14 protein-coding genes are annotated in these 14,839 nt (G+C 72.1%); 5 read left to right on the forward strand and 9 right to left on the reverse strand.

Translation table 11 applies throughout. The features are described from left to right. Nucleotides 1-99 precede the first annotated feature (99 nt). Nucleotides 100-1,686: a GMC family oxidoreductase gene (locus D3A60_RS11900; protein ID WP_119718851.1), complete on the forward strand. Its 1,587-nt coding sequence runs from the start codon at nucleotides 100-102 to the stop codon at nucleotides 1,684-1,686. Nucleotides 1,687-1,714: 28 nt separating this feature from the next. Here D3A60_RS11900 and D3A60_RS11905 read toward each other — a convergent pair whose 3' ends face one another. Continuing rightward, nucleotides 1,715-3,631, reverse strand: coding sequence for a M48 family metallopeptidase (locus tag D3A60_RS11905; RefSeq protein ID WP_119718852.1), 1,917 nt, complete (start codon nucleotides 3,629-3,631; stop codon nucleotides 1,715-1,717). Nucleotides 3,632-3,707: 76 nt separating this feature from the next. Next, a complete protein-coding gene (locus D3A60_RS11910; protein ID WP_119718853.1) occupies nucleotides 3,708-4,304 on the reverse strand; it encodes a LemA family protein in 597 nt (198 codons plus the stop codon). 72 nt (nucleotides 4,305-4,376) lie between these two features. Between D3A60_RS11910 and D3A60_RS11915 the strand changes: the two genes are divergently transcribed. Continuing rightward, a complete protein-coding gene (locus D3A60_RS11915) occupies nucleotides 4,377-5,768 on the forward strand; it encodes a serine hydrolase domain-containing protein (protein ID WP_119718854.1) in 1,392 nt (463 codons plus the stop codon). Between the two features lie 281 nt (nucleotides 5,769-6,049). Here D3A60_RS11915 and D3A60_RS11920 read toward each other — a convergent pair whose 3' ends face one another. The 6 genes from D3A60_RS11920 to D3A60_RS11940 form a co-directional block, all read right to left on the reverse strand. Then, nucleotides 6,050-6,493 (reverse strand): hypothetical protein, encoded by a 444-nt coding sequence (locus tag D3A60_RS11920; RefSeq protein ID WP_119718855.1) that lies wholly within the window; start codon nucleotides 6,491-6,493, stop codon nucleotides 6,050-6,052. A 571-nt stretch (nucleotides 6,494-7,064) separates the two neighbouring features. Continuing rightward, entirely contained in the window at nucleotides 7,065-7,484 is a 420-nt protein-coding gene (locus D3A60_RS14655; RefSeq protein ID WP_196778718.1) for a hypothetical protein, read from the reverse strand. Between the two features lie 167 nt (nucleotides 7,485-7,651). Further along, complete coding sequence (gcvH, locus tag D3A60_RS11925; RefSeq protein ID WP_119718856.1) at nucleotides 7,652-8,047, reverse strand: glycine cleavage system protein GcvH; 396 nt, start codon at nucleotides 8,045-8,047, stop codon at nucleotides 7,652-7,654. Between the two features lie 98 nt (nucleotides 8,048-8,145). Next, nucleotides 8,146-9,252, reverse strand: a complete 1,107-nt coding sequence (gene gcvT, locus D3A60_RS11930) for a glycine cleavage system aminomethyltransferase GcvT (RefSeq protein WP_119718857.1) — start codon at nucleotides 9,250-9,252, stop codon at nucleotides 8,146-8,148. Nucleotides 9,253-9,373: 121 nt separating this feature from the next. Next, entirely contained in the window at nucleotides 9,374-9,814 is a 441-nt protein-coding gene (locus tag D3A60_RS11935) for an NfeD family protein (RefSeq protein WP_119718858.1), read from the reverse strand. A gap of 3 nt (nucleotides 9,815-9,817) precedes the next feature. Then, on the reverse strand, nucleotides 9,818-10,774 hold the full coding sequence (locus D3A60_RS11940; protein ID WP_119718859.1) for an SPFH domain-containing protein: 957 nt from the start codon (nucleotides 10,772-10,774) through the stop codon (nucleotides 9,818-9,820). An 84-nt stretch (nucleotides 10,775-10,858) separates the two neighbouring features. On the opposite strand from D3A60_RS11940, the gene D3A60_RS11945 reads away from it, so the two are divergent. The 3 genes from D3A60_RS11945 (at nucleotide 10,859) to D3A60_RS11955 (ending at nucleotide 13,784) form a co-directional block, all read left to right on the forward strand. Further along, nucleotides 10,859-11,500 carry an RNA polymerase sigma factor gene (locus D3A60_RS11945; protein ID WP_119718860.1) on the forward strand — a complete coding sequence of 214 codons (642 nt, stop codon included), beginning with the start codon at nucleotides 10,859-10,861 and terminating at the stop codon, nucleotides 11,498-11,500. Further along, a complete protein-coding gene (locus tag D3A60_RS11950; protein WP_119718861.1) occupies nucleotides 11,493-12,362 on the forward strand; it encodes a hypothetical protein in 870 nt (289 codons plus the stop codon). Before D3A60_RS11945 ends, D3A60_RS11950 begins: the two co-directional genes overlap by 8 nt. 72 nt (nucleotides 12,363-12,434) lie before the next feature. Beyond that, a complete protein-coding gene (locus tag D3A60_RS11955) occupies nucleotides 12,435-13,784 on the forward strand; it encodes a PDZ domain-containing protein (RefSeq protein ID WP_119718862.1) in 1,350 nt (449 codons plus the stop codon). A gap of 46 nt (nucleotides 13,785-13,830) precedes the next feature. Here D3A60_RS11955 and D3A60_RS11960 read toward each other — a convergent pair whose 3' ends face one another. Further along, a complete protein-coding gene (locus D3A60_RS11960; protein ID WP_119718863.1) occupies nucleotides 13,831-14,802 on the reverse strand; it encodes an aldo/keto reductase in 972 nt (323 codons plus the stop codon). Nucleotides 14,803-14,839 lie beyond the last annotated feature (37 nt).

Genomic DNA, 14,839 nt, shown 5'->3' on the forward strand with positions numbered 1-14,839 from the left:
GGTCCGCCAGCGCCCGCGCGCCGGCGAGGCGAGGGCCGCGAGCATTTGCTCTAGCGCCGGGGCATAGTTTCCAGCTCTTGCTATGCAGGGGTTGGCGCGTTGTACGACTACATCATCATCGGCGCCGGCTCGGCCGGCTGCGTGCTCGCCAATCGCCTGTCGGAAGACCCCGCGGTCCGGGTCCTGCTGCTGGAAGCCGGACCGCGCGACTGGCACCCCTTCATCCACATGCCGGCGGGGCTGGCCAAGCTGGTCGGCAAGAAGGGCGTGAACTGGGACTACGACACCGCGCCCGAGCCGCACCTCGACGGCCGCACGCTGTGGTGGCCGCGCGGCCGGGTGCTCGGCGGCTCCAGCTCGATCAACGCGATGTGCTACATCCGCGGCGTCGCCGGCGACTACGACGACTGGGCCGCGCAGGGCGCGTCCGGCTGGGACTGGCGCAGCGTGCTGCCGTACTTCAAGCGCGCCGAGCACAACGACCGCGGCGCCGACGCGCTGCACGGCGACGAGGGGCCGCTGTACGTCTCCGACCTGCGCCACACGAACCCGCTGTCGCATGCCTTCATCGAGGCCGGCGCGCAGGCCGGCTTCCCGCGCAACCGCGACTTCAACGGCCCGCAGCAGGAAGGCTTCGGCCTGTACCAGGTCACGCAGAAAGAGGGCGCGCGCTGCTCGTCGGCCGTGGCCTACCTGCACCCCGTGCGCGAGCGGCCCAACCTCAAGGTCGTCACCGGCGCGCTGGTCAACCGCATCACGGTGGAGCGCGGCCGTGCCAACGGCGTGACCTACACCGCCGGCGGCAAGGCCTTCCACCAGCCGGCCTCGCGCGAGGTGCTGCTGTCGGGCGGCGCGATCAATTCGCCGCAGCTGCTGATGCTGTCGGGGATCGGCCCGGCGCGCGAGCTGCAGCGCCTCGGCATCCCGGTCGTGCACGACGCGCCGCAGGTCGGCGCCAACCTGCAGGATCACCTCGACATCTGCACGCTGTTCCACTCCACGCAGCGCGTGACCTACGACCGGGTCAGCGACCTGAAGATCGCGTTCGACTACTACCTGCGCGGCCACAGCGGCGCCGGCAGCAGCAACATCGCCGAGGCCGGCGCGTTCGTGCGCTCGCCGCTGGCGCCCGACGCGCGCCCCGACATCCAGCTGCATTTCGTGCCGGCGATGCTCGACGACCACGGCCGCCGCCGCCTGCCCGGCGACGGTTACACCCTGCACGCCTGCTTCCTGCGCCCGCGCAGCCGCGGCCGCGTGTCGCTCGCCAGCGCACGCGCCAGCGACAAGGCGCGGATCCAGGCGAACTACCTCGGCGACGCCGGCGGATTCGACCTGCGGATGATGGTCGAGTGCGCGAAGCTCTCGCGCGAGCTGCTCGCGCAGCGCGCGTTCGATGCCTATCGCGGCGCGCCGATCTTCCCGGCGCGCACCGACCTGTCGGACGCCGAACTGGTCGAGTTCATCCGCGCCAAGGCCGAGACGGTCTACCACCCGGTCGGGACCTGCCGCATGGGCAGCGACGACGACGCCGTCGTCGACCCGCAGCTGCGCGTGCGCGGCGTCGACGGCCTGCGCGTGGTCGATGCGTCGGTGATGCCGACCCTGCCCGGCGGCAACACCAACGCGCCAACGATCATGATTGCCGAGCGCGCCGCCGACCTGATCGCCGGCCGCATCCAGTAGCCGCGCGAACATCCGCGCGGCGGCAGGGTCAACGCGTGCCGTCGCCGAGCAGGGGCGGCAGCGGGCAGTGCAGCACGCCGCAGATCGTGCGCAGCAGTTCGGCCTCGGCCACGCTGACGCGGCCGTCGTGGCCGATCGCCGCCGCCAGCGCCTCGACCAGCGGCTGTTTCGCCAGCGGGTCCAGCGCGTCGAGCGGCATCCAGACCTCGTCGAGCGCCTGGGTCAGGTTCGCCTGCCGCTGGAACGGCAGCGCGTCGCGCGGCAGCACCCGCTGCATGCCGGCCGCGTAGGCGCGGCGCGCCTGCGCGTCGTCGTCGTGACCGGCCTGGGCCACCACCGCCAGCAGCGTGGCGATCTCGCCGCGGACGTCGGCGGTGCTGCGCCGGCCGAAGCGCGCGTACTGCTGGGGATCGAGCGATTCGCGCACCTGCACCGTCAGCAACCGGCCGAGGCAGTACTCGAACAGCGACACCGCGCCGTCGGCGAAGGTCACCGCGTTGGCCGCATCGAGGAACACATCGAGCTCCGGGCGCGGCCGCAGCCGCAGCACCGGGAATGCCAGCGAGGCCAGCGGCAGCCGCTGCATCGGATGCAGCCCGGCGACGTGCTGCGCGTGCAGGTGGCGCGCTTCCTCGGCGACGACCTTGCCCAGCCGCGCGGCGACTTCGAACACCTGCCGCTCCTGCACGTCGGCGCGCGCATCCATCAGCAGCGCGAGCAGCAGCGGCACGACCGCGTCGCGCTGGCGCGCCAGCGCGCGCAGCGCGTCCGGCAGGTGGTCGACGATCGCCCCGGCGCGGCGGTAGTCGTCGGGGCCGGGATGCGCGACGTGCGCGACCACGTCGCGTGGGCGCAGCGCGGTGTCCGTCCCCGGCGCCGGCAGCGGCGCCAGCCGGCGCGTGGTGAAACCGCGCTGCACGTCCTCGTCGATTCCGTTCGGCGGCGCGTCGAGCCACTGCCGACCGAGGTAGGCCAGCCGGTCGGCCGTGAATCCCGGCTCCAGCGCCTGGATGCGCTCGAGCAGCGGCGGGTGCGTGGCGAACCAGCCGGCCAGCCCGACCCCATCGCCGAACAGCATGTGGCTGATTTCCTCCGCGTGGCTGCGATCGTTGAGCCGCGCGCCCTCGTGCAGTCCCCCGATCTTCTTCAGCGCGCCGGCCAGCCCCGCGGTCTGGCGCGTGAACTGCACCGCCGACGCGTCCGCGAGCCGTTCGCGCGAACGGCTCACGCCGGCCTTGATCAGCCGTCCGAAGAACAGGCCCGCGTAGCCGACGGCCATCGCCACCAGCGCCGCGAGCAGCAGCGCGCCCGCGCCCTTGCCGCGGCGCCCGATGCGCCCGTGCTCGAGCACCTTGCGGCCGACCAGCGCCAGCACGAGGATGCCGAACAGCACCCCCATCAGCCGCACGTTGAGTCGCATGTCGCCGTTGAGGATGTGGCTGAACTCGTGCGCGACGACCCCCTGTAGTTCGTCGCGGTTGAGGCGCTCCAGCGCGCCGCGGGTCACCGCGACGACGGCGTCCGACGGCGCGTAGCCGGCGGCGAACGCATTGATGCCCGCTTCGTGTTCGAGCACGAACAGCTTCGGCATCGGCACGCCGGACGCGATCGCGATCTCCTCGACCACGTTGCGCAGCCGGCGCAGGTTGAAGTCGGTGGTGTCCTCCGGCACGACCACGCCGCCGAGCTCGAGCGCCACGGTCTCGCCGCCGCCACGCAGGCTGGCGATCCGGTACAGCGAACCCAGCCCGATGATGCCCAGCGTCGCCAGCGTGGCCAGCACCAGCAACGGCCCCAGTTCGAGTCCCGCGCCGCCCATGGCGAGGTGCGCGACCATGACGGCGGCGTTGACCGCGATGACGATGGCGACGACGGCCAGCGCGAACAGCAGCAGCAGCCGACGCGAATGGCGCCGGGCTTCGGCCTGGCGCTCGAAGAAGTTCATTGCCGCCCCTGTGTATTGCCGATGCCGCGGGTTCGCGGACGATTCCGGCACGACCCGATGCGGGCCGCGCCGCGAGTCAGAACTGGACCTTGGGCGCTGCGCGAACCTCGGCCACCTGGTCGACCGGAATCGCGAGCAGCGCCGCCGGCGTGAAGCCGAACGTGCCCGCCACCAGGTTGCCCGGGAAGACCTCGCGGCGGTTGTTGTAGGCCATCACCGAATCGTTGAACGCCTGGCGGGCGAACGCGACCTTGTTCTCGGTGCTCGTCAGCTCCTCGGTCAGCTGCATCATCGTGGTGTTGGCCTTGAGGTCCGGGTAGGCCTCGGCGACCGCGAGCAGCCGGCCGAGCGCGCCGTTGAGCTCCCCCTGCCCGGCCGCCAACTGGGCCATCGCCGCCGGATCGCCGGGGCTGGCCTTGGCCGCGGCCAGGCCGCTGACCGCGGCGGCGCGCGCGGCGATCACGGCCTCCAGCGTGCCCCGTTCATGCTGCAGATACGCCTTCGCCGTCTCCACCAGGTTCGGGATCAGGTCGAATCGGCGCTGCAGCTGGACGTCGATCTGCGCGAATGCGTTGCGAAAGGCGTTCCGGGCGGTGACCAGCCCGTTGTAGATGCCGATCCCCCAGAACGCGACCAGCACCACAAGTCCCAACAGAATCAGGAAGCTGAACATGGATGTTCCCCCAACGCGTGAGAATCGGCGCTATATTCGCCTTGGGTCGAGAATACGCAGGCGCTGGCAGCCATGAAAGACGAAGCGAACCGCCGGTCGCGCCGCGTGCGCCGACTCGGCGCCTTGGCCGTATTGCTTCCGCTGACGCTGGGCTCCGGTGCGCAGACGTCGCTGCGCTGGCCCGCGCCGCCCGCCGCTGGCAACGCCGCGATCGCGCCGTCTACCGCGTCGATCGCCAGCAACCGCTATGCCACCGCCACCCCGCCGCGCCGCAACGCGCAGCCGCTTGCCCCCGGTTTCGATGTGCGCCAGTTCGAAGCGATGGCGCAGCAGCTCGTCGCCGACCAGCGAGTGCCCGGCCTGGCGATGGCGATCGTCCACAACGGCCGCGTGCTCAGCGCGCGCGGCTACGGCATCACCGACACGCGCTCGCCCGAGCCGGTCGACGGCCACACCGTGTTCCGCCTCGCGTCGCTGTCGAAGGGCTTCGCCGGCACGATGGCCGGCCTGCTCGTCAACGACGGCACGCTGCGCTGGGACAGCCGGCTGACCGACTACGTGCCGAGCTTCCGGCTGTCGGATCCGGCCGCCGCGCAGCGGATCACCGTCGCCGACCTGCTCAGCCACCGCGTCGGCCTGACCCACAACACCTACGACCGCGACCTCGAGGCCAGCGTCGACTACCGCACGCTGACGCAGAAGCTCGCCTATGCGCCGCTGCGCTGCCAGCCGGGCACGTGCTACGGCTACCAGAACATCGCCTTCAGCCTGATCGGCGACGTGGTGTTCGCCGCGACCGGAGACTTCTACAGCCAGGAAGTGCAGCGCCGCCTGTTCAAGCCGCTCGGCATGAACGACGCCAGCATCGGGCTCGACGGGATCGAGGCCAGCGCGCGCTGGGCGCGCCCGCACGTGCGCGGTCGCGGCGGCTGGTCGTCGCTGCGTCCGAAGCCGACCTACTACCAGGTCGCGCCCGCCGCCGGCGTCAACGCCAGCGCCAGCGACATGGCGCAGTGGCTGCTCGCGCAGACCGGACATCGGCCCGACGTTATCCCCGCGCCGCTGCTGGCCACGCTGCACCGGCCGCTGGTCGACACCCCGAGCGAGACGCGCGGCTCCTCGTGGCGTCGTTCGCGCGTGTCGTCGGCGGGCTACGGTCTGGGCTGGCGTTCGTACGAGTACGCCGGCCACCACATGGTCTTCCACGGCGGCGCCGTGCAGGGCTATCGCGGCGTCATCGCGATGCTCCCCGACCGCGACTTCGGCATCGCCTTGATGTGGAACAGCGAGAGCTCGGTCCCCACGGGCCTGATGCCGACGATCATCGACCGCGCGATCGGGCTGGCCTCGGACCCGTGGCTCGACATCGAGTTCAACGACCCGACGCTGTTCGCCGAGACCGTGCCGGCGACGGCGCTGCCGCCGGGCGGCCAGGCGACCAAGGCCACCGCCGCGCCGGAATGAGGCCGCGCGCCCTGAGCGGCGCGCGCCACTGCCACTGCTGATGGAATGCAACCGTTGCGGCAGGCCCCGGGGGCCTGCTCATCGCGCGTGACGTCCCTGCGACCACCGCGCCTGCGGCAGGCGGTCGACTCTACCCGCCGGCGGTGGCTTCGGCCGCTACCCGCCACGGACGCGCCATCCGGGACGCACTGGGATCGACCGCTCGCGTCGTCCCAAAAAAAACTCTCCCCCCGCCTGGGCCGCGGGGAGAGAGCGCTGTTGCGGTACTCGGGACGTGTGTCTTAGATCATCGGCGCCGGCGTGGCCGGCATCGCCATCGGGGCAGCCTTCTTCGAGGCCTTGCGCGCCGGCTTCTTGGCCGCCTTCTTGGCGGCCGGCTTCTTGGCGGCCTTCTTCGCGGCAGGCTTCTTGGCGGCCTTCTTCGCGGTCTTCTTGGCAGCCTTCTTGGCGGCCGGCTTGCGGGCGACCTTCTTGGTGGCCTTCTTCGCTGCCGGCTTCTTCGCAGCCTTCTTGGCGGTCTTCTTGACGGCCTTCTTGGCGGTCTTCTTGGTGGCCTTCTTCGCCGCCGGCTTCTTGGCGACCTTCTTGGCCGTCTTCTTCATGGTCTTCTTGGCGGCCTTCTTGGCAACCTTCTTGACGGCCTTCTTCGCGCCGGCCTTCTTGGCGACCTTCTTCACCGCTTTCTTGGCGGCGGGCTTCTTCTTCGCAGCTTTCTTGACAGCCATGGTGTCACTCCTCGTCAGTAGTCGAAACGTTTTGGTTTCTACGGTCTTCGTTGGTCTTACAGCCCAGTTCTGAAACTGCCGCGGTCGGTGCCGCGGTCGGCCGCCGGCGCGACAAGCGCGTCGGTACGGCCTTGCAACGACCCGACGCCGGTCAGGCGGCGGGCCAAGGACCGGGCGCGCAGCGCGCGCGACCGGCCAAAAGCGTCGGCAGGGCAAACAAAAACCCGAACCGCCTGAGGCGACCCGGGTTGCATGCCGTGCTGGTTGGAGCGGAATGCGGCGGACGTTTTCGCAGAGGACAGAAACCCTGCATCCACCGATGAGACCGCTCGGGCGGAGTTGCGTTTCGTACTGCGCGTTGTCGCGTTGATTTGACTCACTCGCTTCCGCAGGAAACGTCTGCTGCGCGAAACGTAATTAGCGTTTTTCTGGCTGTCAACACGTGCGCGGAATTATTTTTCGGGCGCGCGCCCGCCGCGGCGCGGGCCCGGCGCGCATCGCGGTAACCCAGCGGCGCTGATCGGTGCGAACCGAAACTGCGCGCCGCAATAACCGACTGCGCCGCGAGCCTTTATTTCAAGAGGTCCCAGCGCATTTCGGCGCGCGCGCGCGCAATCCGCGCGCGTCGTCGCGACGGCGTGGCCGCGCACGCGCGCGTGGCCCATCCGGCACGCGCGAGCCGATTCCGCGGTGGCCGCCGCCCGCCGCGATTTCGCGTCGCACAAGCCGATTTGCGCGGAATCTGCGCGGAAATTTTTCGCCGTCCGCGCCGGCCGACGCCCGCTCGCGATGCGAATCGGGCGCGTGCACCTGGCTTCGACGCGCCGGTGACGCGGGCACGCCGACGGCGCGCTAATCGATCGCGAGCGATGCGCGGTGCAGCGGTCGCGAGGCCGGTCATCGGCGCGACGATGGCGTGAGCGGGCAGCGCGCTCGACGACGCAAGCCCGGCGACGCGCATCGACGTGCCGGCCGGCGGCATCGTGCTCAACGGGCTGGCCACCGCAGCTCGCACCGGCGCCCGCTCCAGGTCGAGTTCGCGCGAAGGCCCCGCCCGCGGACGCGCGCGCCGGAAGCCGGACGGCGCGCGGCACCGGCGCCCCAAACGAAAACCGGCCGCACATTGGCGGCCGGTTGTATGGAGCGCGGGTCGACGACTCAGTGGTCGTCGTCTTCCAGCAGCTCGGCGTAGGCGTCGGGGTCGAGCAGGTCGTTGAGCTGCTCGGGCTCCTCGATGTCGAGCGAGAAGATCCAGCCCTCGCCGTACGCGTCCTCGTTGATCGTCTCCGGCTTGTCGGACAGCGCCGTGTTGACCGCGCTGACGGTGCCAGTGACGGGCGCGTAGACGTCGGACGCGGCCTTGACCGACTCCACCACGGCGCAGGCATTGCCCGCCTCGACGCGGTCGCCGACGTTCGGCAGCTCGACGTACACGAGGTCGCCCAGCAGCCCCTGCGCGTGCTCGGAGATGCCGACGGTGACCTTGCCGTTGCCGTCGATGCGCAGCCACTCGTGGGATTTGAGGAACTTGAGGTCGCCAGGAATCTCGCTCATGGGGGATGGCTCCGTCGTCGCTGCAGGTATCGGAAAGGGACTCTAGTGTAACCGCGGCCGGCGGCGCGCAAGGCGCCGCGCGAGCCGCATGGGGATCGTCAGGCGAGCACGCCGGGCTGCGCCTGGCCGTCGCGGACGAACGGGAACTTCACCACGCGCACCGGCACCTCGCGGCCGCGGATGTCCACGCGCACGTCGCCGAGGTCGCCGGCGGGCACGCGCGCGAACGCGATCGCCTTGCCGAGCGTCGGCGAGAACGTGCCCGACAGGACCTCGCCGTCGCCGGCCGCGGTCAGGACCTTCTGCCCGTGGCGCAGCACGCCCTTCTCGTCCATTACCAGGCCGATCATCTGGCGCGGCGCGCCGGCGGCCTTCTGCCGTTCGAGCACGTCGCGGCCGATGAAGTCGCGCCCCTCGTCCAGCGCCACGGTCCACGCCAGCGCCGCCTCGTACGGCGACACGTCGTCGTCCATGTCCTGCCCGTAGAGGTTCATGCCGGCCTCGAGCCGCAGCGTGTCGCGCGCGCCGAGGCCGGCCGGCTTGACGCCGGCCTCGAGCAGCGCGTTCCACAGCGCGACGGTGCGGTCCTCGGGCACGACGACCTCGAACCCGTCCTCGCCGGTGTAGCCGGTGCGGGCGACGAACAGCGGCGTGCCGTCCGCGGTCTGCGCGTCGCCGGCGGCGAACTTGCCGAGCTTGCCGATGCGCTCGCGGTCCGACTCGCGCAGCAGGCCGAGCACCTTCTCGCGCGCCTGCGGGCCCTGCACCGCGATCATCCCGAAGTCCGGGCGCTCGGTGACGGTGACGCCGAACGCCGCGGCCTGCTCGCCGATCCACGCCAGGTCCTTGTCGCGGGTCGCGGCGTTGACGACGAGGCGGAAGAACGTCTCGGACAGGTAGTAGACGATCAGGTCGTCGATGACGCCGCCGCGCGGGTTCAGCATGCAGGTGTACAGGGCCTTGCCCGGCACCTTGAGCTTGTCGACCGAGTTGGCGACCAGATGCCGCAGGAACTCGCGGACGCGGTCGCCGGTGAGGTCGACGACGGTCATGTGCGAGACGTCGAACATGCCGGCGGACTGGCGCACCAGGTGGTGTTCGTCCAGCTGCGACCCGTAGTGGATCGGCATGTCCCAGCCGCCGAAGTCGACCATCTTCGCGCCGAGCGCGCGGTGGGTGTCGTTGAGGATCGTCTTCTGGGTCATCGGCCGGGCCTTCGTTGCGGAGCCCGGCATTATCCCAGAACCGCGCGGCCCGCCGCGGAGCGCAACGCGCCGTCCTGCGTACGCCGGCGCATGCACGCCGGCGTCGTCCTGCGGAGCCCCGCTAGTCGGCGGCCTCGACCTGCAGCGTCATGCCATCGGCGCCGACGATGCGCACCTGGCGGCCGGCCGGCAGCTCCGGTCCGCGCACGTCCCAGTACGCGTCGGCGATCTGCACGCGACCCTGGCCGTTGACGATCGCCCGCTCCAGCGGCACCACTCGGCCGACCAGCGCGGCGGCGCGGCGGTTGAGCGTGGGCTGGTCGCTGGCGCGCTCGCGGCCGCGGAAGTAACGGCGGTACACCTGCACCGACACGAAGCTCAGCACGACGAACGCCGCCACCTGCGACAGCAGCGACAGCTCCGGCATCGCCAGCACCAGCACGAACACTGCGGCGGCCGCGAACCCCAGCCACAGCAGGAACGCGCCGGGCACCATCGTCTCGGCGGCGATCAGGGCCAGGGCCAGCGCGGCCCAGCCCACGGTCTGCCAGTTCCACTCCATCGTTCAGCCCCCCAGCCGCGGCGGCTGCTTCGGCGTCGCCGGCGCGTTGCGGTCGAGCGCTTCCTTGGCCAGCTCGGCGATGCCGCCGAGCGAGCCGATCACGCCGGCCGACTCCATCGGCATCATCACGAACTTCTGGTTCGGCGCCTCGGCCAGGGCCTTGAACGCCTCGATGTACTTCTGCGCGACGAAGTAGTTGATCGCCTGCACGTTGCCGTTGGCGATCGCGTCGGACACCAGCTGGGTCGCCTTGGCCTCGGCTTCGGCCAGCCGCTCGCGCGCTTCGGCCTCTCGGAACGCCGCCTCGCGCTTGCCTTCGGCCTCGAGGATGGCCGCCTGCTTCTCGCCCTCGGCCTTGAGGATTTCGGCTTGGCGGAAGCCTTCCGCCTCGAGGATGTTCGCGCGCTTCTCGCGCTCGGCCTTCATCTGCCGGGCCATCGAGTCGACCAGGTCGCGCGGCGGCTGGATGTCTTTCAGTTCGATGCGGTTGACCTTCAGGCCCCACGGATGGGTGGCCTGGTCGACCGCCACCAGCACCTTGGCGTTGATCTCGTCGCGGCGCGAGAGCGACTCGTCCAGGTCCATCGAGCCGATCGAGGTGCGGATGTTGGTCATCACCAGGTTCAGCGTGGCGACCTCGAGCTGCGCGACCTCGTAGGCGGCCTTGGCCGCGTCAAGCACCTGGAAGTAGACGACGCCGTCAACCTTGACCACGGCGTTGTCCTTGGTGATGACGTCCTGGCTCGGCACGTCCATCACCTGTTCCATCATGTTGATCTTGCGCCCGATGCCCTGGTAGACCGGCACGAGGAAATGCAGCCCCGGCGTCAGGGTGTGGGTGTACTTGCCGAAGGCCTCGACGGTCCATTCGAACCCCTGCGGCACCATGCGCACGGCCTTGAACAGCACGATCACGCCCGCGACCCCGAGCACCACTGCAACCAGCATCCCCAACTCCATGGCCTTTCCTCCCCGTTGATGGCGCGAGTATAGGGGTGGGCGTCGACTGCGACGGTTTCGCCCGGTGCCGCATCCATGCCTGATATGCCACCCCGACTCCAGCTCGCCCCGGCGCCCGACGCCGCTGCACCGCCCGCGCCGCCGGGCGCGCGCGAGCGGCCGGCGAGCGCATTCGCCATCGACGTCCCGGCGACGGTGCTCGAGCGCGCGCGCCGTGGCGAGCGCGCGGCGTTCGAGCAGGTCTACCGCCTGTTCGAGCGGCCGGTGTTCACGCTGGCCCTGCGGATCGCCGGAGACCGGGAGTCCGCCGCCGACGTGCTGCAGGACACGATGATGAAAGCGTTCCGGCGGATCGGCGACTTCCGCAACGACGGCGCTCCGTTCTGGGGCTGGCTGCGGCAGATCGCGGTCAACGAGTCGCTGATGCGGCTGCGCGGGCAGCGCCACGAGGGCTTCGCGATCGCGCTCGACGACGCGCCGGCGCTCGAGGACCTGGCGCCGCCGCCGCCGGCCGCCGCCGATGCCGCGCAGCTGCAGCGGGCGCTCGCAGTGCTGCCGGCGGCGACCCGCAGCGTGCTGTGGCTGTACCACGCCGAGGGCTACACGCACGAGGAGATCGCCGCGCTGATGCAGCGCACGCCGAGCTTCTCCAAATCCCAGCTCGCGCGCGGCAGCCGCCGCCTGCGCGAGCTGCTGACCGACCCCACGGAGGCCGTCCATGGCTGACCTTTCCACCCCGGCGCCGCGCGACTGGCCCGCCGCCTTCGCCGCGCTGCCCGATGCGACGCCACCGGCCGACGGTTGGGCGCGCGTTGCCGGTGCGCTCGACGCCGAGCCTGTCCACCGCCGTCCGCGTTCGCGTCGCTGGCCCCTGTGGCTGGCGGCCGCCGGTGTGGCCGCCCTCGCGGCGCTTCCCTTCCTCCCGCGCGTGGCCGACGACGCGCACCCGGCCGCCCCGACGTTGGCAGGCTCGCCGACGGCGCCGCGGCCGGCGCGCTCGCCGCAGGCCGCGCCGGACCCCGCGCCGCGCGCGTCGGCGACCGCCGACGTGCAGCGCGCACCGGCCGAGGTTGCCGAGTCGACCGCGGCGCACGGCGCATCGATGCCCACGCCCCGCGCCGAACGCGTGGCCGCGCGCGGCCGTGCGGCGACGCGGCGCGCGGCGCTCACGACCGCACCGGAGCGCGTGGCGACGGCGTCGACCGCATCCGCCCACAACGGGTCCGCGGCGTTGGCCGCCGACGACAGCGCGACGAAGACCGTCCCGGCCGACGCCGTCGCGCAAGCGCCCGAAGCCGACCTGACCGGCCTGATGGCCGAGTCGGCCCGGCTCGAAGCGCTGGTCGCGCTGGCCAGCGACGAACGCGTCGGCTCGGCGAGCGGCGTCGTGCTGACCGCCGGGCTGCAGGACCGCATCGGCCTGATCGACGCCGCGCTGTCGCAGGGCGGGCTCGACGACGCCGCGCGCGCGACGCTGTGGCAGCAGCGGATTTCGACACTGCGCGACCTCGCCGGCATCGAATCGACCCAGCGCTGGCTCGCCGCCCAGGGCGAGCGCTACGACGGCGCGCTGGTGCGCATCGACTGACGTTCACGACGCGTCGAGCCCGCGCATGCGGCCGCGACGCCCCGACTGATCCACCGTTCATTGAGGCCCACGATGAAACCGAACCCGATCCAACCCGCCGCGCTGGCGATCGCCCTCGCCGTGGCCGTGTGCGTGCCCGCGACGACCGCAGTGCTAGCGCAGACCGCCCCGGCCTCGACGGCCGCGTCGACCGCCGAACAGAGCGCGGCGCAGGCCGAGCTGCGCAAGGCGATGGACACCGTCGAGGCCGCGCAGCGCGGCCTCGAGCAGGCGGCCCAGCGCGCCGCGCGCGCCGGCATCGCGTCGCCGGAGGCCGGCGGCCCCGGGATGCGCCGCATCGCGATCCGCAGCCTGTCCGACCGCCCGGTGCTCGGCGTGGTGCTGAGCGGGGACGACGCGGGCGGCGCCCGCATCGCCGCGGTGACGCCCGACAGCGCGGCGGCCAAGGCGGGACTGCGCGCGGGCGACCGCATCGTCGCGATCGACGGCCGCGCGCTGTCGGGCGCCGATGGCGACGCGCGACTGTCCGACACCCGCGAACGCCTGCGCGCGCTCGACACGAAGACGCCGGTGGCGCTGACGATCGAGCGCGACGGCAAGCGCAGCGTCGTTCGCGCCACGCCGCAGCCCGGCGATCGCCTCGCACTGCTCGACAACCTCGACGGCGAACTGGCCGGCCTGCTCGGCGACGGGCTCGACAACGTCCACGTCGAGACGATCCGGCGCCGCGTGCCGGGCGACGCGCCCGTGGCCGGCACGGCCGCGCCCGGGACGCGGGTCGAACGGATCGTGCGCACGCTGCCCGCCGGCGTCGCGCCGCAGGTGCAGCGCGAAGTCATCCGACTGGGCGGCGCGGCCCCGTGCGCCGGCGACGCCTGCCGCTACCCGCTGCTGGCCGAGGCGTTCCGCTGGAACGGCCTGCACCTGGCAAGCGTCGACGGACAGCTCGGTCGCTATTTCGGCACCGAGCGCGGCGTGCTGGTGCTGTCGACCGGCGGGGAGTTCGGGTCGCTGCAGCCGGGCGACGTGATCCAGCGCGTAGACGGCACGGCGGTCGGCACCCCGCGCGAGGCGATGGACGCGCTGCGCGCGAAGCCGGCCGACAGCCAGGTGCGCATCGACTACCTGCGCGATCGCAAGGCCGCGACGGCGACGGTCGCGGTGCCGAAGATCGCGCCGATTCCTCTGCCGCCCCCGCCGCCGGCACCGCCGGCGCCACCTGCGCCACCCGCGCCCCCGCCGGCGCGCAGCGCGCCCGATGCCCCGCCCGCGCCTCCGGCCCCACCGGCGCCGCCCGCTCCGCCGCCGCCTCCGGCGCCGGCGAACGAGATCGCGCGCAGCCTGGCGGCTGGCGAAGTGGTGGTGTTCGTGCGACGCGACGCCCAGGGGCGCCCGCTGCGCCAGGCGCGCGTCGCGCTCTGAGAGCCGCGCCGATCGGCGGGCCCGCTGCTGCGGGTCCGCCCGGCGCTCAGCGGGTCGCGGACTCGACCCGGTGCCAGTCGACCTCGGCGAGCGTGCCGGCCAGCGTCGGCGCCTGCAGGTTCTCCAGCAGCTGCTCCGGGCGGCTGGCGCCGAGGATCACCGTCGACACGTGCGGATTGCGCAGGCACCACGCGATCGCGAGCGTCGCCGGGGCCACGCCCAGTTCGCGCGCCACCCGGGTGAAGCGACGCGCGCGTTCGATCCGCCCTTCCTCGGCCGTGCCGATCACCATCCGCTGCAGCCACGCATTGCCCTCGCGGCCGAGCCGCGCGTCGTCGGGCACGCCGTCGTTGTACTTGCCGCTCAGCAGCCCCGACGCCAGCGGCGAGAACGTCGTCGTGCCGAGGCCGAGCTCCGCGTACAGCGGCGCGTACTCGAGCTCCACGCGCTGGCGATGCAGCAGGTTGTACTGCGGCTGCTCCATCGTCGGCGCGTGCAGGCTGGCCGCGCGCGCGACCTTGTGCGCCTCGCGGATCTGCGAGGCCGACCACTCCGACGTGCCCCAGTACAGCACCTTGCCCTGGCGGATCAGCGCGTCCATCGCCCACACCGTTTCCTCCACCGGCGTGTCCGGGTCCGGGCGGTGGCAGAAGTACAGGTCGAGGTAGTCCACGCGCAGGCGCTTGAGCGCGGCGTGGCAGGCATCGGTCACGTGCTTGCGCGAGAGCCCGCGCTGGGTCGGCCGCGGGTCGACGGCCGAGCCGAACATCACCTTGCTCGACACGCAGTAGCCGTCGCGCGGCAGTCGCAGGTCGGTGATCACGTCGCCCATGACGCGCTCGGCCTCGCCGTTCGCGTAGCCCTCGGCGTTGTCGAAGAAATTCACGCCGTGGTCCCACGCGGCGGCGATCAGGTCGCGCGCGGTTCCGCGGCCGATCTGCGAGCCGAACGTGATCCACGCGCCGAACGACAGTGCGGAGAGCTTGAGGCCGGACGAACCGAGGCGGCGGTACTGCATGGGCGACTCCAGCGGGCGTGGCAGGCCGCATCGTAAC

This window comes from Cognatilysobacter tabacisoli (assembly GCF_003586305.1).
GTDB lineage: Bacteria > Pseudomonadota > Gammaproteobacteria > Xanthomonadales > Xanthomonadaceae > Cognatilysobacter_A > Cognatilysobacter_A tabacisoli.

What these genes read in the sequence shown, in the direction of transcription:
- D3A60_RS11905 (WP_119718852.1), bottom strand. Translation starts at nt 3,631, where the DNA reads ATGAACTTCTTCGAGCGCCAGGCCGAAGCCCGGCGCCATTCGCGTCGG.
- D3A60_RS11910 (WP_119718853.1), bottom strand. Translation starts at nt 4,304, where the DNA reads ATGTTCAGCTTCCTGATTCTGTTGGGACTTGTGGTGCTGGTCGCGTTC.
- D3A60_RS11915 (WP_119718854.1), top strand. Translation starts at nt 4,377, where the DNA reads ATGAAAGACGAAGCGAACCGCCGGTCGCGCCGCGTGCGCCGACTCGGC.
- D3A60_RS11920 (WP_119718855.1), bottom strand. Translation starts at nt 6,493, where the DNA reads ATGGCTGTCAAGAAAGCTGCGAAGAAGAAGCCCGCCGCCAAGAAAGCG.
- gcvH (WP_119718856.1), bottom strand. Translation starts at nt 8,047, where the DNA reads ATGAGCGAGATTCCTGGCGACCTCAAGTTCCTCAAATCCCACGAGTGG.
- gcvT (WP_119718857.1), bottom strand. Translation starts at nt 9,252, where the DNA reads ATGACCCAGAAGACGATCCTCAACGACACCCACCGCGCGCTCGGCGCG.
- D3A60_RS11935 (WP_119718858.1), bottom strand. Translation starts at nt 9,814, where the DNA reads ATGGAGTGGAACTGGCAGACCGTGGGCTGGGCCGCGCTGGCCCTGGCC.
- D3A60_RS11940 (WP_119718859.1), bottom strand. Translation starts at nt 10,774, where the DNA reads ATGGAGTTGGGGATGCTGGTTGCAGTGGTGCTCGGGGTCGCGGGCGTG.
- D3A60_RS11945 (WP_119718860.1), top strand. Translation starts at nt 10,859, where the DNA reads ATGCCACCCCGACTCCAGCTCGCCCCGGCGCCCGACGCCGCTGCACCG.
- D3A60_RS11950 (WP_119718861.1), top strand. Translation starts at nt 11,493, where the DNA reads ATGGCTGACCTTTCCACCCCGGCGCCGCGCGACTGGCCCGCCGCCTTC.
- D3A60_RS11955 (WP_119718862.1), top strand. Translation starts at nt 12,435, where the DNA reads ATGAAACCGAACCCGATCCAACCCGCCGCGCTGGCGATCGCCCTCGCC.
- D3A60_RS11960 (WP_119718863.1), bottom strand. Translation starts at nt 14,802, where the DNA reads ATGCAGTACCGCCGCCTCGGTTCGTCCGGCCTCAAGCTCTCCGCACTG.